This is a genomic window from uncultured Dysgonomonas sp. (genome assembly GCF_900079725.1).
Lineage (GTDB): Bacteria > Bacteroidota > Bacteroidia > Bacteroidales > Dysgonomonadaceae > Dysgonomonas.
This window is the reverse complement of sequence record NZ_LT599032.1, coordinates 5,165,390-5,186,041: the sequence shown is the minus strand read 5'-3', so window position 1 is coordinate 5,186,041 and position 20,652 is coordinate 5,165,390. Positions and strand designations below refer to the sequence as shown.

Sequence of the window (20,652 nt, the reverse complement as noted above, 5' to 3'; positions counted from 1 at the left end):
TCAGTAACAGAACCATGAAACAATATATTATTTCAGCTATCGTCCTGTACGTATTGTTTGTCATTCTTTATCTAATTCGAGAGCCGATGCAGAAACGAAAAAAGAATGCGGCGAAAAAGCCCGCTTTCAATCCGTTTCGTGCAGCACCTAAAGAGGATATTATCGGCAAAAGCAAATTTGACATTAGACAATCCCGGACAGAAGCTACCACTCTGATTAATAGTAAAAAAGAGAAAGAAAATGCTTCTATATTTGTCGAGAAAGAAGAAAAAAAGACCTCGGTGGCAATCCCTTTGGATAAACTCGATGAAGTCTTTTCCAACGATAATTTATCAGACAAAGATTCAAATGAAATCAATTTAGAGATTGAGAACACTCCCCCCGAATTTGAGCCAGACAATGATTCTGAAGAAATAGACGAAACAGAAAGTGAAGAGGAAGATACTGAAGGGAGAGCCGGGGTTTCAATGGCGTTGGGACTTGACTTCAATAATTTGGCGAGTATGGTACGAACAGTAGAGACTCCCGACAATGCAACATCCGAAGAAAAAGAAGAAGCCGGACGGGTATTGGTCGAGATACGCAAGACCGATATGTTTGAACAGGTCGTTTCGGGAGAACCTAAAAAGAAAGTGGTCGTATCCTCATTGATGGATGACTATTTTGCTGCCTTCCATCGCAAACAACAAGAAGCTGGAGAATTGGAGGAACCGGCAGTCAGAGCACCTAAAGAATTTGAAGTACGCAAATTTGCGTAAAGTAGATAACGATTAAAACAAAGAGCATGAAGCAAAGAGATTACGGTTAGCGTGCGTCAGCCAAACAAAACGGTCTATGACCGCACCACTAAAAAATCAAAGTTAAACAACATTATTCATTCAGTACAGGGGACTATTCCACCCCCTGTACTATTTAAATCAAAAATCGTATGACAAAGAAAAAATTTCTTCTGTCAGCAGCCTTTATCATGGTTGCTGTATCATCAGTATTCGCACAAGGTAACGGCATCGGAGGTATCACCGAAGCTACCAATATGGTAACCTCGTATTTCGATCCGGGGACAAAGCTCATCTACGCTATCGGTGCAGTTGTGGGACTCATCGGAGGTATAAAAGTCTATAATAAATTCTCTTCGGGTGATCCCGATACGAGCAAAACAGCCGCTTCGTGGTTCGGTGCGTGTATCTTCCTTATCGTGGCTGCTACCATTCTACGCTCCTTCTTCCTGTAATCAAGCTTCAAATACATAAGCAAATGGAGTATAATATTAACAAGGGCATTGGCAAGAGTGTGGAATTTAAGGGTTTGAAAGCACAATATCTTTTCATCTTCGCAGGTGGTCTACTGGCTGTATTCATCGTATTTGTAGTGATGTATATGGCAGGGGTAGATCAGTGGATATGTATCGGTTTCGGCGTTATCGCTGCTTCCGCATTGGTATGGCTGACTTTCAACCTGAATGCGAAATATGGAGAACACGGGCTTATGAAGTTGCTCGCCAAACGGCAACATCCCCGTTTTCTAATTAATCGTAAAAATTCCCGTCGCTTGTTCCAATACCCAAAAAAGAAGGAGGTCTGGGATGCGTAATACATTAAAAGCAGCTACCATCGAAAGTAAGTTTCCCTTGCTTTCTGTCGAACATGACTGTATTATTTCAAAAGATGCGGATATAACGGTAGCCTTCCGTGTTGATTTACCGGAACTGTTCACTGTTACGGGTAGCGAATACGAAGCCATACACTCGGCTTGGACGAAAGCCATCAAGGTGTTGCCCGAATACTCGGTTATCCACAAACAGGATTGGTTTGTCAAAGAGAATTACAAACCTGCTACCGACAAGGAGAACATGAGTTTTCTGTCCCGTTCATTTGAACGCCACTTCAACGAACGTCCGTTCCTTAATCATTCTTGCTTTTTATTTTTGACCAAAACGACAAAGGATCGGATGCGGATGCAAAGCAACTTCTCATCGCTTTGTCGAGGGTATATCATCCCGAAAGAAGTCAATAAAGAGATGGCAGTACGCTTCTTGGAGGCAGTCGGACAGTTCGAGCGTATCTTAAACGATTCGGGATTTATTACCCTGACACGTATTGCTTCAGATGAAATAACGGGAACAGAAAAAGAAGCAGGGCTGATCGAAAAATATTTTGCCCTGTCACTCGAAGATACAACCTGTTTACAAGATCTGGAGTTAGGAGCAGATGGGTTGCGGATCGGAGATAAAACGGTATGTCTGCATACGATCTCCGATGTAGAAGACTTGCCCGGAACGGTCGGTACAGATATGCGATATGAAAAGCTATCTACAGACCGTAGTGATTGCCGTTTGTCCTTTGCCTCGCCTGTGGGATTATTGCTGTCTTGTGACCATGTATATAACCAATACATTTTTTTGGACGATTCGGCAGAGAACCTGCGGCAGTTTGAAAAATCTGCCCGTAATATGCAGTCGTTATCGAAGTACAGTCGTGGAAACCAGATCAATAAAGAGTGGATCGACAAGTACCTGAATGAAGCCCATAGTTTCGGACTTACTTCTGTCAGGGCACACTTTAATGTGATGGCATGGTCTGATGATGCGGAAGAACTCAAAAATATCCGTAACGATGTGGGTTCACAATTGGCACTTATGGAGTGCAAACCCCGCCACAACACGGTGGATGTCGCTACACTCTATTGGGCTGCGATGCCGGGCAATGCGGGTGACTTTCCCAGCGAAGAAAGTTTCTACACGTTTATAGAACCTGCCTTGTGCTTCTTCACAGAGGAAACGAACTACAAAAGTTCTCCCTCGCCTTTTGGTATCAAGATGGCAGATCGGGTAAGCGGAAAACCCATCCATGTGGATATTTCCGACCTACCCATGAAGCAAGGAATTATCACGAACCGCAACAAGTTTATCTTGGGACCTTCGGGTAGTGGTAAATCCTTTTTTACCAATCATATGTGTCGTCAATATTGGGAACAAGGTGTGCGACGAGAAGTTGCATAAGTAATTGTTTAACAACAAGATTAAACCTATTGTTTCGTCAATAGTAGCCTAAGGATACGTGCATTATGAGTAATTGTTTTGTACGAAGCTATCCTGAGAAAGTAACCCTTCCGAAAGGAGGAGTCGGAACCGTGAGGGAAAGACAACGAGCGTAAGCATTATATGCTCTGGGGGCGAGGCTGAATGGTATGGCTAACAAATGTGAACTGTCAATAAACATCGTTACGAAAAGAACAAGCTAAAGAATGCTGATAAGCTTGAACCAAAAGGTACGCAGCCAGGATAATCCTCTCCCTTGTGGGATTACACGAATATGAGAGCTGCCGGTGGATAGACAGAGCCTAACCCGTTCGTGTTACTTATGCAGAACTCGGAAAACCCGTACTTCTCCTATTTACTTAGGAAAGTGAGCCGTAAGGCAAGCTGATAGAGGTGCGGATATGGGATAGTAGAAAAAGCGAATGCCACTTTGTAATGAAGTGGATAGAGGTTTAAACGTTACCTCACACGAAAGTGGGCAGACTTCTACATAAGGTAATTCTTTACAAGAAACTTTTAGAACTTTTTAAAGTAGAAAAGCAAATGAACGAAAGTAAAACATCGTGTGCATCAACTGACCGAACAAAATCAATCGCATGGGAATCCATTGAATGGAATAAGTGTGAACGTGAGGTTAAGAAGCTACAAGCACGTATTGTAAAGGCTCAAAAGGAAAGTAAACACAATAAGGTGAAAGCCTTACAGTGGGTGCTTACTCACTCTTTTTATGCTAAAGCATTGGCTGTAAAAAGAGTGTCTTCTAATAAAGGAAAAGCTACGGCTGGGGTAGATGGTAAAATTTTGAATACCCCAATAGCCAAGGCAAATGCGATTACTGAATTGAAAAGACGGGGATATTCTCCGCAACCATTAAGAAGAGTACATATTAAAAAGAGTAATGGAAAACTACGCCCGTTAGGAATTCCAACAATGAAAGACAGAGCAATGCAAGCATTATATCTCATGGCATTAGACCCTGTGGCTGAAACAACTGCTGATAACCATTCGTATGGTTTCCGCAAAGGAAGAAGCACGCAGGATGCTATGAAACAATGTTTTATTGATTTGGCAAAAGATTATTGTCCTAAGTGGATATTGGAAGGAGATATAAAAGGTTGTTTTGACCATATCAGCCATGAATGGCTTCTGGAAAATATCCCAATGGATAAGGTTATGCTAAAGAAATGGTTAAAAGCAGGATTTGTCTTTAATAAAATGTTGTTCCCGACAGACGAGGGTACGCCACAAGGTGGTATCATATCTCCAACACTTGCTAATATGACCTTAGATGGTCTACAAGAACTACTTGCACAGAAGTATAAAGCAAGAAGAATCAAAGGTGAAAGGAATAAAAAATATCACCCAAAGGTCAATCTTGTTCGATATGCTGATGACTTCATCATAACAAGCGAAGACAGAAGTGTATTGGAATCTGAAATCATGCCATTATTAAAAGAGTTTCTCGCAGTAAGGGGACTTACCCTATCTGAAGAGAAAACGAAGATTACTCATATTGATGATGGTTTTGATTTTCTTGGATTCAACTTCAGAAAGTATAACGGAACAATGCTTGTGAGACCATCAAAAGAAAAGGTAAAAGTCTTTTTGGATAAGGTTCGACATATTATTGAAACAAATAAAATGGCGAAACAAGAGACAATTATAAGACTTTTAAACCCGATGCTTATAGGTTGGGCTAACTATTATAAATATAGTATAGCATCAGAAATATTCGGTAGAGCAGATTTTGAAATTTTCAGAAAACTATGGAGGTGGTCGAAAAGACGACATAATGCTAAAGGAAAATATTGGGTTGCCAATAAATACTATCATAGGGTAAATGGTAGAAGCTGGACTTTTTCAGTAAGTGATAGTCGTAAAAAGAATGGTGAGTACTTCTCGTTAAAGCGACTAACCAATACAAAAACAGAATCCTATGTGAAGATTAGATCAGAGGCTAATCCATATGACTCAGAGTGGGCTGAATATTTTGATAAAAGAGAAACTTATCAGATGCTCAACACCCTTAAAGGCAGAAGGTCACTCCTATATATCTGGGAAAAACAAAACCGTATTTGTCCAATTTGCGAGAATTTAATAAACAGAGAGAAAGAATGGAGTATCATGGAACAAACCATAGAAAACCATATCAAAAGAACTCTAGTACATGATAGTTGTCGCAGAAGTGTATTACTTAAAAATAGAAGAAATGAGCCGGTTTCATAATAGAAATTTTGAATTGCTTGAGCCGTATGAGGGGAAACTCTCACGTACGGTTCTTAGAGGGGAAAGGGGCAGTAATGCCCCCGACCTACTCGACACGCACATCGTGCTTGTGGATACGGGGAACTCCTATCAGGGACTTTGCAATTTCATCAACCGTCGTACCAATGGAGAAGATGGAGTGTATTTTACATATACGGAAAAAAATCCCATCTCATTTAATCCATTTTATACCGACGATGGGGTCTTTGATATCGAGAAAAGAGAAAGCATCAAAACCCTGATAATGACTTTATGGAAGCGGGATAATGAACCTCCCACACGTTCGGAAGAGGTAGCTCTTTCCAATGCCGTGAGCTTGTATATAGAACGTATCAAAATAGACGAATCTGTTCTGCCGTCGTTCAATACCTTCTACGAGTTTGTCAAATTGGACTATGCTGCTATCCTCGATGCCAAACGGGTACGGGAGAAAGATTTTGACTTAGCCAACTTCCTCAATGTGCTTGAACCCTATTATAAGGGTGGTGAATATGATTTCCTGTTGAACTCTGAAAAACAACTCGATTTACTATCTAAACGATTCATTGTCTTTGAAATAGATGCGATTAAGGATCACAAAATATTGTTTCCTATCGTAACGATTATCATTATGGAAGTTTTCATCAATAAAATGCGTCGCTTACAGGGAATCAGAAAGATGATATTGATTGAAGAAGCATGGCTGTGACATGTAAGTCTTGTGAGTGATTGTTCAACAGCTATTACTAGCGAGTAATAATCTGATTGAACCTGTTGTTTCGTCAACAGTAGCCTAGGGCACGTGCGATAGTAAGTAATGAATTCGTATGAGAGCTGTCCTGACAATGAAGCCCTTCCGAAAGGAGGAGTCTGAACCGTGAGGGGATGACAACGAGTGTAAGCATTATACGCTCTGGGAGCTAGGCTGAATGGTATGAATAATGTAATGTGAACCGTTGATAAACGTCGTAACTTCGAATGAGCCGCTAATGATGCTGGGCTCTAACCCAAAAGGGATGCAGTCGGCTAACCTTCTCCACGCTAAGGTTACACGAACATAAGCACTGCCGGCGGATAGACGGATTCTAACCCATTCATTTGTCACTTATAGGGAACATGGTAAGCCCGTATTTCTCCTACCATTGGTAGGTAAGCCGACCGTAAGGAACGCCGAATGGGATGCGGGTATAGGAATGTGGAAAAAGCGAATGCCATTCTGTAATGGGATGGATAGAGGTTGAAACATCGCCTCACACGAAAGTGGGCAGACTTCCGCAAGGTGACTTTTTTACAAGAAACTTTTAGAACTTATTTAAAGAAGAAAAGCAAATGAACGACATTAAAACATCGTGTGCATCTACTGACCAACAGTGGAACACTTGGCTCGATATTGATTGGGACAAGTGCCAAATTGCGGTTGATAAGCTACAGGCGCGTATTGTAAAAGCTCAGAAAGAAGGCAGATACGGCAGAGTGAAAGCTTTGCAGTGGACGCTGACGCATTCGTTTTATGCCAAAGCATTGGCTGTAAAACGTGTTACATCTAATAAAGGCAGTCGAACTGCGGGAGTAGATCGTGCAACATGGTCAACTCCAAATGCTAAATTTCAGGCAATCAGTGATCTGAAAAGACGAGGGTACACTCCCCAACCGCTAAGACGGATACATATTAAAAAGAGTAATGGAAAATTAAGACCTCTTGGTATTCCTACAATGAAGGACAGAGCAATGCAAGCATTATATCTGCTGGCATTAGAGCCTGTTGCTGAAACCACGGCAGACAGTAATTCTTACGGATTCCGTAAAGGAAGAAGTACTGCTGATGCAAGAGAACAATGTTTCTGTGTATTGGCAAAGAGAACCTCTCCCGAATGGATTATGGAAGGAGATATTAAAGGATGCTTTGACCATATCAGCCATGACTGGCTCATCAACAATATTCCAATGGATAAGCTGATGTTAAAGAAATGGCTTAAATGTGGCTTTGTGTTCAATAAAGAACTGTTTCCGACAAACGAAGGAACACCTCAAGGGGGGATTATTTCTCCAACTCTGGCTAATATGACTTTGGATGGATTGCAAGTTATGCTTGCAAAGAAGTATCATAAAAAGTTCGTAAACAGAACAACAACCTATTATCCAAAAGTTCATTTGGTACGTTATGCAGACGATTTTATCATCACAGGCAGAACCAAAGAAGCTTTGGAAGAAATCAAACCATTGGTAGTAGAGTTTCTTCAAGAAAGAGGGCTTACCCTCTCAGAAGAAAAGACGAAGATGACTCACATAAGCGAAGGCTTTGATTTTCTTGGGTATAACATCCGTAAATACGATAATGGTAAACTTCTGATCAAACCATCTAAGGAAGGTCTAAAGAAATTCATGAAGAAAATCCGAGGAATTATTGATTCCAACAAGGGCAGTAAACAAGAATCTCTTATACGGCTAATGAATCCTGTAATCGTAGGTTGGGTAAATTACTACAAAAACTGTGTAGCATCGGACACCTTCAGAAAAGCTGATTACTTGATATACGAAAAGTTGCAGCAATGGGCAAGAAGAAGGCATCCCAAGAAAGGAAGAACTTGGGTTTCGGACAGGTATTTTACAAGAATCAAAAACAGAAACTGGTGCTTTGTAGCGAATTTCAAGAAGAAAGGAAAAGATGACAGGATCGTCCTTAAACGCTTGTATGATACAAAGATCACTCGCTATGTGAAAGTGAAAGCCGAATCGAATCCATTTGACCCTGAATGGGATACTTACTTCAAAAAGAGAAAAGAGTACAAAATGCTCAAAAATCTCAATGATACAAAGCCCTTGCTGTATCTATGGAAAAAGCAAAAAGGAATATGTCCTTTATGTGGAGAGCCAATTGACATAGATGATTCTTGGGGTACTACTGAAAAGAAAACCACCCCGGAAAAGCAGAATTATTTAGTGCATGATAGCTGTCGCAGAAAGAATGACCAATTAAAAAGATGTAACAATGAGCTGGTTTCTAGTAAATAGAAATTTTAAGTTGCTTGAGCCGTATGAAGGGAAACTTTCACGTACGGTTCTTAGAGGGGAAAGCTCCCGAAAGGGAGCTGACCTACTCGGCAAAGCCATCGCTAAAGAAGGTATGGCAGAGTATATTAAGTACCTTTTTAAGACTGTTCGAAAATTCTTCGGTGAGGCAATCGTTGTCACTCAGGAGGTGGACGATATTATCGCTTCGCCTATTGTGAAAGAGTCCATCATCAACAACTCCGACTGCAAAATTCTCTTAGACCAACGTAAATACATGAACAAATTTGATAGCATCCAAGCTCTCTTGGGGCTGACCGAAAAAGAAAAAAGTCAGGTGCTATCCATCAATATGTCCAATAATCCGAACCGAAAATATAAAGAAGTCTGGTTTGGATTGGGCGGTGTTCAGTCGGCTGTATATGCCACCGAAGTGAGTCTGGAAGAGTATTTTACGTTCACAACGGAAGAAACGGAGAAGCTGGAAGTTGCTCGGAAAACCGAAGAGTTGGACGGTAATATTGAGTTGGCTATAAAACAAATAGCTGAAAGTAAACGCAAGTAAAAAACGAAAAGCTATGTTCAGTCCATGTAATATAACCGATTCTTGTTCCACTTCTACAGACTTTTCCATGCGGGAGATTACGGGGCGTTGGGTAAGTAGAGACGGGCATACGAAAGTATATATCTATCCCAATATTATTCAAAAATGGGGAGGTACTCGGTTTAGGCTTACTTACAACAACCCGCTGGTAGTCTGTGATCGTGCATTAAAAAGATGGTTTGGTAAATATTACATCAACCTGTACGGGCACATCGAGATTACTTACAATCGGGAGCAGGAGGTCTTGCACCTTTCCGCTTTCGGAGAGTATGTCAGGGAGGAGGATTAGCTCATTTGGGGCTACCTCCGACCTTCGGACGGTAAACGAGTAATAACAATTAAAAATAACGAATATGAAGAAAATACTTTTCTGCCTTGTGGCACTCATGGGACTGTGCACCTATCAGGCAAAAGCACAATGGACGGTGATCGATCCCTCCAATCTGGCGCAAAATATTATGACTGTTTCCAAAACAGCCACAACAGCCAGTAATGTGATTAACTCTTTCAAAGAAATGCAAAAAATCTACGACCAGGGGAAACAGTATTACGACAAATTGCAGTCGGTACACAATCTGATCAAGGATGCCCGCAAAGTGAAAGAAACAGTAGAATTGGTCAGCGAAATATCGCAGATCTATTCTACCAACTTCAACAAGATGCTATCCGATAGAAATTTTAGCGTTAACGAGTTGGAGGCTATATCAAATGGGTATGCCAAGTTATTGAATGAAAGTGGTAACCTGCTTTCTGATATAAAGAATGTCGTTTCCCTCTCCAACGGACTTTCGATGACCGATGCCGAGCGTATGTCCATCATAGATGATATACACGCCAAGATGCTTGAACATCGCAACCTTGTCCGCTACTTTTCCAAGAAAAGCATTTCCGTTTCTTTCATCCGCAGTCAGGAGAAAGGCGATCTGGAGCGAGTACAAAGTTTGTATGGTAATCCATCCGATAAATATTGGTAATCATGACACTGCTTGCAATAGATTTCGACAACCTGCATCAGCTTCTCCGCAATCTGTATCAGGATATGATGCCGCTTTGTGGCGATATGGTCGGTGTTGCCAAAGGGATAGCCGGACTCGGTGCACTGTTCTATGTAGCTTCCCGTGTATGGCAAGCCTTGTCACGGGCAGAACCGATAGATGTATATCCTTTGCTCAGACCTTTTGTTATTGGACTCTGCATTATGTTCTTTCCAACTTTTGTGCTCGGTACGATTAACGCTGTTATGTCCCCTGTGGTCAAAGGAACACATACCATATTGGAGACACAAATGACAGATGTCCATGCCCTGCAAGCGGAGAAAGAACAATTGGAGTACGATGCACGGCTACGTGAAGGGAAAGCATGGCTGGTCGATGATGAGGTGTACGACCAAAAAATGAAAGAACTCGGTATCTGGGACACTCCCGAAATAATATCTATGTGGGGAGAACGCACGTGGTATGATATGAAAATGTGGTTTCGCCAACTGATCCGGGATTTCTTCGAGTTGTTGTTCAATGCCGCAGCCCTTACGATTGATACCTTACGCACCTTTTTCTTGGTAGTGCTGTCAATCTTAGGGCCGTTGGCATTTGCCCTTTCGATTTATGACGGTTTTCAATCCACGCTGACTAATTGGATTTCCCGCTACATTTCTATCTACTTGTGGCTACCTATTGCCGACCTGTTCTCGGCACTGCTCTCCAAGATTCAGGCACTTATGCTACAAATGGATATAGATATGTTGAGAGATCCGTCCTATGTACCGGATGCCAGTAACGGGGTATATATCATATTCTTCATCATCGGCATTATCGGATATTTCTCTATTCCGAGCGTGGCAGGTTGGGTTATTCAGGCAGGTGGCGGTAGTGCTACCCGTGGAGTAAACACAATGGCGAGTAAAGGGGCTGCGATGGCAGGAGGTGTTGCTGGAGCTGCGGCAGGTAACGTCGCTGGTCGCCTGATGGGTAAGAAATAATCAGATACACTGTATTCATTTATTAATTCAAAATAAAACGAACAAATGGAGTTCAAAAGTTTAAAAAATATAGAAACATCCTTCAAACAGATACGCTTGTTCGGTATTGTCTTTGTCTGTATGTGTGCCGTCATTACGGGCTATTCCGTATGGTCGTCGTATAATTTTGCCGAAGCACAACGCCAGCGTATCTATGTATTGGACGGTGGCAAGTCCTTAATGCTTGCCTTGTCCCAAGATATGACACAAAACAGACCTGTGGAAGCACGCGAACACGTTAAGCGTTTTCACGAGCTGTTTTTCACTCTCTCACCCGATAAAAAAGCCATCGAAAGCAACGTAAACAGGGCATTGTTCCTTGTCGATAAATCGGCTTTCAAATACTATCAGGACATGGCAGAAAAAGGGTATTACAATCGTATCGTGTCCGGGAATATCAATCAAATTGTACAAGTCGATAGTATTGCTTGTGATTTTGACAGCTATCCCTACAAGGCGGTAACCTATGCCAAACAAATGATTATCCGGGAGAGTAACCTCACCGAACGCAGTCTGGTTACACGTTGCAATTTGATCAACTCGGTACGCTCGGACAATAACCCTCACGGTTTCACAATGGAGAAATTCGAAATTGTGGAGAATCGGGATATTCGGATATCGGAAAGGTAGGTAAAGCTATGATACGAAAAATAATGAATCGCATCAATGAATGGTTGGAGGATGGTCTGCGGGGCTTGCTCGGCAGACTTACCCCCGACAGACGGATTATCCTTGTGATAAGCATGTTCCTTGTTTTCGGTGGTCTTTCCATCTACATGACCTTTTCTTCTATTTACAATTTTGGTAAAAACAAAGCAGAAAAGATGCAGATAGAGCAGATCGAATCGCTGAGACTGCAATTGGAACAACAGCGAGATAGTATTAACAATCTAAAATCAATAGAATAATGGAACAGGAAGATTTGAATAAAGGAACACCACCCGAAACGGAGGCTATTGCTGAAGTAGAACCATCCGTAACGGATAGTAAACCGGAAGCGAGAAAAGAATCGCCCAAACCACCAAAGCCGGAACTTTCGATAGCAGAGAGAAATAAGCGAAAAAAGATGTTGATTATGCCACTGTTCTTCTTAATCTTCGGTGGTGTAATGTGGCTCATCTTCGCTCCGTCGGATGATGGAAAAGAGCAGGCGATAGGACTGACAGGTTTCAATGCCGAACTGCCCGTACCTAAGGATGAGGGCATAGTAGAAGGGAAGCGAGATGCCTACGAACGGGAAGCAATGCGGCAAAAGGAGCAAGAGAAAATGAAGTCTTTACAAGATTTTTCTTCGATGTTCAACGAGGCACAGCAGAACGATTATGAACAAAAGGACAATGCCTACAATACTTCATTGCAAGCAGAACAGCCTCGAAGTTCAACTCCTCGTACTGTGCAATCCTCGGCAACTGCCTATCAGGACATCAACAAGCAATTGGGTGATTGGTACGAAAAGCCTGCTGGAACGGACAGACAGTCACAGTCTACGATGGAACAGCGAATACAGGAATTGGAACGAAAGCAGGAAGAAGCCGAAGCGAAAAAAGCGGAAGAGGACGAACAAACAGCTTTGCTTGAAAAATCTTACCAAATGGCAGCACGCTATATGCCTGCACAGCAGGGAGAACAACCAACAGAAGATGTAAACATAACACGTACAGGCGAGAAAGTCAAAGTACAACCCGTTAAGCAAGTGCATCAGAATGTCGTATCTCTACTATCTGCTCCAATGTCCAATGATGAGTTTATCGCCGCATATAGTCAGCCCCGAAACATGGGATTTCTGACTGCCGCAGGCAATGAGGGAATACAGGATAAGAACAGCATCCGTGCCTGTGTAAATCAAACCGTAACCCTGACCAATGGCAAAGAAGTACAACTTCGTCTTTTAGAACCAATGAGGGCAGGCAAAATATTGATACCTGCCAATACCTTAGTAACAGGAGCTTGCCGGATTGGTGGCGAACGTCTGGAGGTAACGATCAACTCCATTCAGTATGCCGGAAACATTATTCCTGTCGAGCTGAAAGTGTACGATATGGATGGACAATCAGGCATATTTGTACCGAATAACGATGAAGTAAAAGCAGCCAAGGAAGTAGCTTCTACACTGGCATCATCAGCAGGAACAAGTATTATGATTTCGGACAATGCAGGTTCACAGCTAGCCGCCGATATGGGTAAAGGGCTGATACAAGGGGCAGCACAATATGTAAGTAAAAAAATGAGTGTGGTAAAAGTTACCCTCAAAGCAAACTACAAGCTATTGTTACTACCCAAAGAAAATTAACAAAACCACTAAAAAATCAAGTATAAACGATTAAAAATTAAAAGTATGAAACGATTCTTTTTAATGCTTACCCTTATTGGGAGCATATTTACAGCTAATGCACAACAAGATACCATTGTGGTAGATACCAAGCCGACAACGGGAGACTATTACGAGAGTTTTACCCGTCCGTTGACCTTTGACAGAATGATACCGCCCTATGCTCTGGAGGTCACTTTCAATAAAACAGTACACATTATTTTTCCTGCTCCAATTCGTTATGTCGATTTAGGGTCAGCAGATCTTCTTGCTGCGAAAGCGGACGGAACGGATAACGTTTTGAGAGTGAAAGCCGCCTTGCGGGATTTTTCGCGAGAGAGTAATCTGTCTGTCATAACAGAAGATGGTTCATATTATACCTTTAACGTAAAATATGCGGATGAACCTGTAAAACTGTCTGTTGAAATGACTGACTTTCTGCACGATGGCGAAGCAGTGAACCGTCCGAACAATGCTTTGGCGGTCTATATGCAGGAATTAGGGCAGGAATCTCCCTTGCTTGTCAAACTGATTATGCAGTCTATACACAAGAATAATGACCGGGAGATAAAGCACATCGGCTCGAAGCGTTTCGGAATACAACACACGCTGAAAGGTATTTATACCCATAACGGACTGTTATATTTTCATCTCCAACTAAAGAACTCGTCCAACGTACCATTCAATGTGGACTTTATCACATTTAAGATTGTGGATAAAAAAGTAGCCAAACGTACCGCTATTCAAGAGCAAGTAATTTGGCCACTTCGTGCCTACAATAATTTGATGCTGATAGGCGGACAGCAGACAGAACGCATGATTTTCACTTTGGCAAAGTTTACGATTCCCGATGACAAAATGTTGGTGATAGAGCTTAACGAACAGGAGGGCGGACGCCATCAGCGGTTTACATTGGATAATGCCGATTTGGTTCGGGCAAAGGTTATTAACGAACTAAAAGTGAAGTAGGATGAAACGGTTATATCTTATATTAACGATTGTGTTGTGTCTGGTCTTTACAGACCAAGTACACGCACAACGTTCACTGCCGGGTATGCGAGGCATACAACTCACAGGTGGAATGGTGGATGGAATCTATTCATCCAAGAACGATAATGAAGCGGGATATTATTTCGGTGTGGCAATGGCGACTTATGCCAAGAACGGCAACAAATGGGTATTCGGTGCAGAATATCTGGAACGCTATTATCCATATAGGGAAACACGATTACCGATAGCTCAATTCACGGCTGAGGGAGGTTATTACTACAATTTTCTGACTGATCGGTCTAAAACAATTTTCCTTTCGTTGGGTGGTTCTGCCCTTGCAGGCTATGAAACATCGAACTGGGGCGAAAAGACCTTGTACGATGGCTCTACACTTCAACATAAAGATGCTTTTATCTATGGCGGGGCTATCACACTGGAGATTGAAACGTACCTGACAGATCGTGTTGTGCTACTTGTTACGGGGCGAGAACGCATCCTCTGGGGCAACTCTACGGGACATTTTCACGGACAATTCGGTGTAGGAATCAAATTTATAATCAACTAAGAGGCACAGCCTCTTTTGTTTAACAAAATATACAAATACAATGATGAAAAAAATAAAGACTTTTTTCGGGATAACAGCGTGGCTAGCAGCTATAATGCTGCTGGCCTTAGCCTGTAGTAACGATATGGATATTAACAAGGTTTACGCATTTGATCTGGTTTGTATGCCAGTTCAGAAAAAAATCGTTCAGGGAGAGGTGGCGGAAATCCGTGCACAGATTGTAAAGGAAGGGGAATTTCAAGATACTAAATTCTACATTCGGTATTTTCAAGTGGATGGCAAAGGTGAGCTTCGGCTCGATAATGGCACAGTTCTTCTTCCAAACGATTTATATCTATTGGAAAAGGAAACGTTTCGGATGTATTACACATCTCACAGCACTGACCAACAAGTGATAGATGTATATATTGAAGATAGCCACGGACAGGTAGTGCAAAAGACATTTTCTTTCCAAAATGATCGGGGTAACGAGGAAGATTTACCAACTGAAACGGAATAGCCATGATGACGATGATGGTAATCTCATACATAGTTACTTGGGTAAATATGATTTATGCTTATGTAACTGCTCCTACAGACATTGAGTTGTGGGGTGAAGAAATTGAATAGTGAACAATCAGATAAACGCTCGAAGATTATTTGGGCGTTTATCCTATAAGACTTGACAATGAAATATATAACAATTCTATTGATAGCTTTACTTCATTTGCCTGCATGGGGACAGCAAAGTAATTCTTCAAACAGAAAATCACAAATAGAACAATGTATGAAGCCGATTTATTCCATTATAGAATTTCAGCAAATAGCAGATTCTTTACAAATGACTATTGACGAATTATCTGACTATCCTGTAATATCTCCAATAAAGAAGTCTGGGCGTATTTCATCAGGGTTCGGGATGCGAAAGCACCCATGCTACAAAAGACGAAAATTTCATACAGGAATTGATATTCCACAAGTAAAAGGAACTCCGGTGTATGCCACAGGTAACGGAATAGTGATTGGCAAAGGTTACAATGTGGGGTATGGCTATTTTATAGAGATTCAACACGCAGGTGGTTTTCGTTCATTCTATGCACATTTAAGTCGGATATTGGTAAATGTGGGGGAACGAATAAGCATTACCCAACAAATAGCTTGTGTGGGTAGTACGGGAATAGTAACGGGAAGCCACTTGCATTATGAAGTAAGAAAAGGTAAACGTTATTTGAATCCGATTGGATGGTGCTATTGTTTGAGGTATTGAGAGACAAACCTATAACGAAAAAAATACAGAAAAATATAACTGTTAAATATCAGAAATAAACGAAACTTATTAACTTTGGAACAAATCAATAGCTTATGAACTACATACAGAAAAATCTACAATCCGGAGAAGAGATAAAATATGTTGCAAAATTGCACTTCTTCCTGTTTGTGCAACCGCTCATCCTCCTATTGTTGGGCTGGTGGTTATCTGGTTCGGAAACAGGTGTATTACATTATGGTGGGATATTCCTGTTATTTATCGGAGTGGTATCGCTTGTGCAAAGGCTGCTTGTAAAAGCAGGTTCGGCTTATGCTGTTACTAATAAGCGAGTGGTACTTAAAACGGGAGTTGTCAGTCGCAGAGCTGTAGATCTGGTATTGGCTAAGTGTGAGGGTCTGCACATCAAACAGAGTATTTTTGGTAGGATATTTAATTTCGGTACAATTACTGTAACAACGGGTGGTGCGACAAGCTCATATCCATATATAGCCGATCCATTGGCTTTTAGGAAAGAAATAAATACGCAGATAGGGTAACTATGGATGATAGAGTGAGAATCGTCGTCGATATTGATATACTCGTGAAGCTCCGATTCGATTATATTTCAACAGAAGTCGAATTGAGTGCCGAAGATAAGTCTAAATTAGAACCTAAACTACGAGAGTATTTTCAAGAATACGTGCCACAAGAGAACTTCACGGCTTATATCATGGAGATTGATGGAGAGATTGTTTCTACGGCTTTCCTAATCATCGATGAAAGACCTCCGGGACTGAATAATCCGAACGGTAGATACGGAACGATAATGAATGTATTTACTTATCCTGAACATCGGGGAAAGGGTTATGCAACCTCTCTAATGAACTCTCTGATTGTTGATGCCGATAATATTTTCGTATCGGTTCTTGACCTCTATTCCACTAAAGCCGGGAAACGACTTTATGAAAAACTCGGCTTTAAAGAAATTGAATATTCGGCTATGAGGTATTATGCAAATAAATAAATTCGTTAGGTTTGCCAACCTACTAAATTAACTTAACCAAATAGCCTATTATAAGTAGAGTGTAAAATAAATCATATAAAAAGGATGGAAGAAAGATTCAGTGTATTCGACGAATCTTACACTAAAATAGGAATTGCAACAAGAGATGAGACGCATCGCATCGGCCTTTGGCACGAAACCTTTCATTGTTGGTTTTATTATCGGGATAGTTCTGAAACTTATCTTTATTTTCAACAACGCTCTGATACAAAAAAAGACTACGCAGGGTTATTCGATATTACTGCTGCAGGTCATCTTCTCTCAACAGAAAGCCTATCTGATGGTATTCGTGAAATTGAAGAAGAACTTGGTATTAAGGTAGATTTTTCTGACCTTAAATATCTGGGTTATCTGCCAATTAGTATAACGCTTCCCAACATTATCGACAACGAGTTCACCAATATTTTCACTTTAGAAGGTAAATTTTCGCCACAAGATTTTACACTTCAAGAAGATGAAGTTATGGGTATTTACGAAGTTCCTGTATCAGAATTAGAAAAAGTAATGGTTGATGAACATTATGAAGTTCAGGTCAATGGTTTCATAACAGTGAATAACAGTTATCAACTTTCCACAAAAATATTTAACCGTTCGAACCTATGTGCATTATGTCCTGAATATTATACTTTTCGGATTAAACATTTCCGAAAACTAAGATAAAGAAAACATTATTTCTGGTTTGGATAAGTTCGTAAATGAGGAAAAATAATAATCTGACTACTTTTATTAACTATCTCAGAGATTATTTATTTTATAACTTCACTCTATTGTACTTATATAAAGCTTAATTAAAAAATAAAAATACGTCGTTCGTAGTATTGCGAATTAAAAATATATTCGTATATTTGCGAACTATAAATATAAATAGAGATATGTCAAAGAAAGAACTTACTGCCGAACAAGAACAACTCGCACGTTTCGCTAAAGCAATGGGGCATCCTATCCGCATCGCTATATTAGAAATGCTTGCCAACGAATCATGTTGCTATCATGGCGATATGTCCGAAATATTGCCAATAGCAAAAAGCACCCTTTCGCAACATCTGAACGAATTGAAAGATGCGGAATTGATTCAGGGTACAATTACATTGCCGACAGTCAAATACTGTATAAACGAAGAAAATTGGGAGAAAGCAAGAAAAATGTTTTCTGCATTTTTCGTTGAAATCAACAATGAAGAAAGCTGCAAGACCAAATAAAAAAATTTATCTCCAATGTTCGTGTTATTGCGAATTGTATGTGTAATTACGAATTATATTATTATATATGGAAAACAAAGAAATTAAAGAAATGGTAAAGCAAAAGTACAGCGCACTTGCTTTACAAAATGATAACCAGTCTTCGTGTTGTAGCCCGGGATGCTGTTCTTCTGATAATGTGTATAACATCATGAATGAAGATTACAGCAAGCTTGACGGCTACGAAGCCGACGCGGATTTAGGTCTGGGGTGTGGACTTCCTACAGCCTTTGCCGGATTAAAAAAAGGTGATTTTGTTGTGGACTTGGGTTCCGGTGCGGGAAATGATTGTTTTGTTGCCCATGCTGAAGTAGGAGAAACCGGAAAAGTCATCGGTATTGATTTCACAGATGCTATGATAGAAAAGGCAAGAGATAACGCACAAAAGAGAGGTTTTAGTAACGTTACTTTCCGCAAAGGAGATATAGAAGATATGCCTATTGGCGGTAATTCTGTTGACGTTGTAATAAGCAACTGCGTATTAAACTTATTGCCATCAAAAGATAAAATCTTCCATGAAATTTTCAGGGTTTTAAAACCCGGCGGTCATTTCTGCATCTCGGATGTGGTTTTAGAAGACGAATTACCTGCATCCATCAAACAAGTGGCAGAATTTTATGCAGGATGCATTGCAGGAGCAATTCCTAAAGAGCAGTATATGGTTAAGATTTTCAGCGCAGGTTTTTTACAGGTGAAAATACAAAAGGAAAAATCTATTGTTGTTCCGGATGATATTTTAAAAGAACATCTTGATGAAAAATCATTCCATGAATATAAGGAGAATAATTCAAAGATACTATCTATTACAGTAACAGGTGTAAAACCTGAAAGCGCATGCGGATGTGATTCCGGATGCTATTAAAAATATTTGATATGAATACACAGAAAATTTTAATTCTTTGCACAGGCAATAGTTGCCGTAGCCAGATGGCACACGGATTTTTACAATCCTTCGATCCTTCATTGTCTGTTTATTCCGCAGGAACAAATGCAAGCGGAAAGGTTAATCCCAAAGCTATAGAAGTAATGAAAGAAGCCGGAGTAGATATATCCCACCATACTTCCGACAGTGTGGATAAATACCGAAACGATGAATGGGACTATGTGATAACCGTCTGCGGAGGGGCAAACGAAAGTTGTCCTACTTTTTCAGGAAAAGTAAAGAACCGTTTGCACATCGGTTTTGACGACCCTTCCGAAGCTGTGGGGACTCCCGAATTTATACATTCGGAATACATCCGAGTACGAGATGAAATAAAAGAAGCATTTTATAAACTATATATCGAAAAATTGAAAGATAATGAGTAAGAAGAAAATGAGTTTCTTAGATAAGAATCTCACTCTTTGGATATTCCTTGCAATGGCTATCGGTGTAGGATTGGGGTATTTTATACCGTCTTTCAGCAGTTACATTGATTCCATGTCGAGCGGTACAACAAACATTCCTCTGGCAATAGGTCTGATTCTGATGATGTACCCGCCATTGGCAAAAGTGGATTATAAACAACTTCCGAAAGTATTTTCCAATGTGAAAATATTATCTATTTCGTTAATCCTGAATTGGATTATCGGCCCTGTATTAATGTTTTTACTTGCCATTCTCTTTTTACATGATTACCCCGAATATATGGTCGGAGTCATCTTGATTGGTTTTGCGAGATGTATCGCTATGGTGCTTGTATGGAATGACTTGGCAGAAGGCAATACCGAATACGGTGCGGGATTGGTTGCCCTGAACAGTATCTTTCAGGTATTCTTTTATAGTTTCTATGCGTGGATATTCGTAACCAAGTTACCACCGTTATTTGGCTTTGAAGGTGCAATTGTGGATATATCCATAGGTACAATAGCCGAAACAGTGGCGATCTATTTAGGTATTCCTTTCCTGATGGGTATTCTAAGCCGTTTGATATTGGTTAAAATCAAAGGAGAACAATGGTACAAAGAAAAATTTATCCCTGCCATATCACCCATTACCCTGATAGCATTATTATTTACCATTGTATTAATGTTCAGCCTGAAAGGTGAACTGATAGTACAAATACCGTTAGATGTTGTGCGTATCGCCATACCGCTACTTATCTATTTCGTGGTGATGTTCTTCCTTAGCTTCTTTGCAGGCAAACTAATGGGGGCGTCTTACGATAAAAATGCTTCGATAGCATTTACAGCCACAGGCAATAACTTTGAACTGGCTATTGCAGTTGCTATCGGTGTATTCGGTTTACATAGCGGGCAAGCCTTTGCAGGCGTAGTCGGCCCACTTGTCGAAGTGCCTGTACTTATCCTTTTGGTAAATATAGCCTTTTGGCTCAAAAAGAAATATTACAAATAAGTATCATGTAAAAC

The 20,652-nt window shown here is 40.7% G+C and carries 23 protein-coding genes and 2 pseudogenes; all 25 read left to right on the top strand.

What is annotated here, in order from left to right:
- Positions 1–14 precede the first annotated feature (14 nt).
- A complete protein-coding gene (locus QZL88_RS21055) occupies positions 15–758 on the top strand; it encodes a hypothetical protein (protein ID WP_296944967.1) in 744 nt (247 codons plus the stop codon).
- A gap of 170 nt (positions 759–928) precedes the next feature.
- On the top strand, positions 929–1,231 hold the full coding sequence (locus QZL88_RS21050) for a DUF4134 domain-containing protein (RefSeq protein ID WP_006844193.1): 303 nt from the start codon (positions 929–931) through the stop codon (positions 1,229–1,231).
- 23 nt (positions 1,232–1,254) lie between these two features.
- Positions 1,255–1,590: a DUF4133 domain-containing protein gene (locus QZL88_RS21045; RefSeq protein WP_296944965.1), complete on the top strand. Its 336-nt coding sequence runs from the start codon at positions 1,255–1,257 to the stop codon at positions 1,588–1,590.
- Positions 1,583–2,977: pseudogene (locus tag QZL88_RS21040) on the top strand (TraG family conjugative transposon ATPase); the annotation flags it as partial. The gene QZL88_RS21045 and the pseudogene QZL88_RS21040, both read left to right, overlap by 8 nt.
- Before the next feature lie 603 nt (positions 2,978–3,580).
- Positions 3,581–5,263 (top strand): group II intron reverse transcriptase/maturase, encoded by a 1,683-nt coding sequence (gene ltrA, locus QZL88_RS21035; protein WP_296937713.1) that lies wholly within the window; start codon positions 3,581–3,583, stop codon positions 5,261–5,263.
- A gap of 94 nt (positions 5,264–5,357) precedes the next feature.
- Positions 5,358–5,984 (top strand): annotated as a pseudogene (locus tag QZL88_RS21030) (TraG family conjugative transposon ATPase); the annotation flags it as partial.
- Between the two features lie 626 nt (positions 5,985–6,610).
- Complete coding sequence (gene ltrA / locus QZL88_RS21025) at positions 6,611–8,293, top strand: group II intron reverse transcriptase/maturase (protein WP_296937715.1); 1,683 nt, start codon at positions 6,611–6,613, stop codon at positions 8,291–8,293.
- Positions 8,271–8,855 (top strand): TraG family conjugative transposon ATPase, encoded by a 585-nt coding sequence (locus QZL88_RS21020; RefSeq protein WP_296944963.1) that lies wholly within the window; start codon positions 8,271–8,273, stop codon positions 8,853–8,855. The genes ltrA (QZL88_RS21025) and QZL88_RS21020 overlap by 23 nt, the downstream gene beginning before the upstream one ends.
- 13 nt (positions 8,856–8,868) lie before the next feature.
- The gene (locus tag QZL88_RS21015) at positions 8,869–9,183 is read left to right on the top strand and encodes a DUF3876 domain-containing protein (protein ID WP_296944960.1); all 315 of its coding nucleotides are present in this window, start codon (positions 8,869–8,871) and stop codon (positions 9,181–9,183) included.
- 64 nt (positions 9,184–9,247) lie between these two features.
- Positions 9,248–9,868, top strand: coding sequence for a DUF4141 domain-containing protein (locus QZL88_RS21010; protein WP_296944957.1), 621 nt, complete (start codon positions 9,248–9,250; stop codon positions 9,866–9,868).
- 2 nt (positions 9,869–9,870) lie between these two features.
- Complete coding sequence (gene traJ / locus QZL88_RS21005; protein ID WP_296944954.1) at positions 9,871–10,872, top strand: conjugative transposon protein TraJ; 1,002 nt, start codon at positions 9,871–9,873, stop codon at positions 10,870–10,872.
- Between the two features lie 45 nt (positions 10,873–10,917).
- Complete coding sequence (gene traK / locus QZL88_RS21000; RefSeq protein WP_296944951.1) at positions 10,918–11,541, top strand: conjugative transposon protein TraK; 624 nt, start codon at positions 10,918–10,920, stop codon at positions 11,539–11,541.
- Positions 11,542–11,549: 8 nt separating this feature from the next.
- Entirely contained in the window at positions 11,550–11,819 is a 270-nt protein-coding gene (locus tag QZL88_RS20995) for a TraL conjugative transposon family protein (RefSeq protein WP_296944949.1), read from the top strand.
- The gene (gene traM / locus QZL88_RS20990) at positions 11,819–13,201 is read left to right on the top strand and encodes a conjugative transposon protein TraM (RefSeq protein ID WP_296944946.1); all 1,383 of its coding nucleotides are present in this window, start codon (positions 11,819–11,821) and stop codon (positions 13,199–13,201) included. The genes QZL88_RS20995 and traM overlap by 1 nt, the downstream gene beginning before the upstream one ends.
- 45 nt (positions 13,202–13,246) lie before the next feature.
- Positions 13,247–14,188: a conjugative transposon protein TraN gene (traN, locus tag QZL88_RS20985; protein ID WP_296944944.1), complete on the top strand. Its 942-nt coding sequence runs from the start codon at positions 13,247–13,249 to the stop codon at positions 14,186–14,188.
- 1 nt (position 14,189) lies between these two features.
- On the top strand, positions 14,190–14,774 hold the full coding sequence (locus tag QZL88_RS20980) for a conjugal transfer protein TraO (RefSeq protein WP_296944942.1): 585 nt from the start codon (positions 14,190–14,192) through the stop codon (positions 14,772–14,774).
- Positions 14,775–14,817: 43 nt separating this feature from the next.
- Positions 14,818–15,273, top strand: a complete 456-nt coding sequence (locus QZL88_RS20975; RefSeq protein WP_296945151.1) for a DUF3872 domain-containing protein — start codon at positions 14,818–14,820, stop codon at positions 15,271–15,273.
- Positions 15,274–15,441: 168 nt separating this feature from the next.
- Positions 15,442–16,020, top strand: a complete 579-nt coding sequence (locus tag QZL88_RS20970) for a M23 family metallopeptidase (RefSeq protein WP_296944940.1) — start codon at positions 15,442–15,444, stop codon at positions 16,018–16,020.
- A gap of 95 nt (positions 16,021–16,115) precedes the next feature.
- Entirely contained in the window at positions 16,116–16,559 is a 444-nt protein-coding gene (locus QZL88_RS20965; protein ID WP_296944938.1) for a PH domain-containing protein, read from the top strand.
- A 2-nt stretch (positions 16,560–16,561) separates the two neighbouring features.
- Entirely contained in the window at positions 16,562–17,026 is a 465-nt protein-coding gene (locus QZL88_RS20960; RefSeq protein WP_296944935.1) for a GNAT family N-acetyltransferase, read from the top strand.
- A gap of 84 nt (positions 17,027–17,110) precedes the next feature.
- Positions 17,111–17,725 (top strand): NUDIX domain-containing protein, encoded by a 615-nt coding sequence (locus tag QZL88_RS20955; protein WP_296944931.1) that lies wholly within the window; start codon positions 17,111–17,113, stop codon positions 17,723–17,725.
- 212 nt (positions 17,726–17,937) lie between these two features.
- The gene (locus tag QZL88_RS20950) at positions 17,938–18,264 is read left to right on the top strand and encodes a metalloregulator ArsR/SmtB family transcription factor (RefSeq protein WP_006801256.1); all 327 of its coding nucleotides are present in this window, start codon (positions 17,938–17,940) and stop codon (positions 18,262–18,264) included.
- A 67-nt stretch (positions 18,265–18,331) separates the two neighbouring features.
- Positions 18,332–19,165: an arsenite methyltransferase gene (gene arsM / locus QZL88_RS20945; RefSeq protein ID WP_296944925.1), complete on the top strand. Its 834-nt coding sequence runs from the start codon at positions 18,332–18,334 to the stop codon at positions 19,163–19,165.
- An 11-nt stretch (positions 19,166–19,176) separates the two neighbouring features.
- A complete protein-coding gene (locus QZL88_RS20940; RefSeq protein WP_296944922.1) occupies positions 19,177–19,611 on the top strand; it encodes an arsenate reductase ArsC in 435 nt (144 codons plus the stop codon).
- Positions 19,604–20,638, top strand: coding sequence for an ACR3 family arsenite efflux transporter (gene arsB / locus QZL88_RS20935; RefSeq protein ID WP_296944919.1), 1,035 nt, complete (start codon positions 19,604–19,606; stop codon positions 20,636–20,638). The genes QZL88_RS20940 and arsB overlap by 8 nt, the downstream gene beginning before the upstream one ends.
- The last annotated feature ends 14 nt before the right edge of the window (positions 20,639–20,652 follow it).

Coding starts and splice junctions, on each gene's coding strand:
- QZL88_RS21055 (WP_296944967.1), top strand. CDS start 15: ATGAAACAATATATTATTTCAGCTATCGTCCTGTACGTATTGTTTGTC.
- QZL88_RS21050 (WP_006844193.1), top strand. CDS start 929: ATGACAAAGAAAAAATTTCTTCTGTCAGCAGCCTTTATCATGGTTGCT.
- QZL88_RS21045 (WP_296944965.1), top strand. CDS start 1,255: ATGGAGTATAATATTAACAAGGGCATTGGCAAGAGTGTGGAATTTAAG.
- ltrA (WP_296937713.1), top strand. CDS start 3,581: ATGAACGAAAGTAAAACATCGTGTGCATCAACTGACCGAACAAAATCA.
- ltrA (WP_296937715.1), top strand. CDS start 6,611: ATGAACGACATTAAAACATCGTGTGCATCTACTGACCAACAGTGGAAC.
- QZL88_RS21020 (WP_296944963.1), top strand. CDS start 8,271: ATGAGCTGGTTTCTAGTAAATAGAAATTTTAAGTTGCTTGAGCCGTAT.
- QZL88_RS21015 (WP_296944960.1), top strand. CDS start 8,869: ATGTTCAGTCCATGTAATATAACCGATTCTTGTTCCACTTCTACAGAC.
- QZL88_RS21010 (WP_296944957.1), top strand. CDS start 9,248: ATGAAGAAAATACTTTTCTGCCTTGTGGCACTCATGGGACTGTGCACC.
- traJ (WP_296944954.1), top strand. CDS start 9,871: ATGACACTGCTTGCAATAGATTTCGACAACCTGCATCAGCTTCTCCGC.
- traK (WP_296944951.1), top strand. CDS start 10,918: ATGGAGTTCAAAAGTTTAAAAAATATAGAAACATCCTTCAAACAGATA.
- QZL88_RS20995 (WP_296944949.1), top strand. CDS start 11,550: ATGATACGAAAAATAATGAATCGCATCAATGAATGGTTGGAGGATGGT.
- traM (WP_296944946.1), top strand. CDS start 11,819: ATGGAACAGGAAGATTTGAATAAAGGAACACCACCCGAAACGGAGGCT.
- traN (WP_296944944.1), top strand. CDS start 13,247: ATGAAACGATTCTTTTTAATGCTTACCCTTATTGGGAGCATATTTACA.
- QZL88_RS20980 (WP_296944942.1), top strand. CDS start 14,190: ATGAAACGGTTATATCTTATATTAACGATTGTGTTGTGTCTGGTCTTT.
- QZL88_RS20975 (WP_296945151.1), top strand. CDS start 14,818: ATGAAAAAAATAAAGACTTTTTTCGGGATAACAGCGTGGCTAGCAGCT.
- QZL88_RS20970 (WP_296944940.1), top strand. CDS start 15,442: ATGAAATATATAACAATTCTATTGATAGCTTTACTTCATTTGCCTGCA.
- QZL88_RS20965 (WP_296944938.1), top strand. CDS start 16,116: ATGAACTACATACAGAAAAATCTACAATCCGGAGAAGAGATAAAATAT.
- QZL88_RS20960 (WP_296944935.1), top strand. CDS start 16,562: ATGGATGATAGAGTGAGAATCGTCGTCGATATTGATATACTCGTGAAG.
- QZL88_RS20955 (WP_296944931.1), top strand. CDS start 17,111: ATGGAAGAAAGATTCAGTGTATTCGACGAATCTTACACTAAAATAGGA.
- QZL88_RS20950 (WP_006801256.1), top strand. CDS start 17,938: ATGTCAAAGAAAGAACTTACTGCCGAACAAGAACAACTCGCACGTTTC.
- arsM (WP_296944925.1), top strand. CDS start 18,332: ATGGAAAACAAAGAAATTAAAGAAATGGTAAAGCAAAAGTACAGCGCA.
- QZL88_RS20940 (WP_296944922.1), top strand. CDS start 19,177: ATGAATACACAGAAAATTTTAATTCTTTGCACAGGCAATAGTTGCCGT.
- arsB (WP_296944919.1), top strand. CDS start 19,604: ATGAGTAAGAAGAAAATGAGTTTCTTAGATAAGAATCTCACTCTTTGG.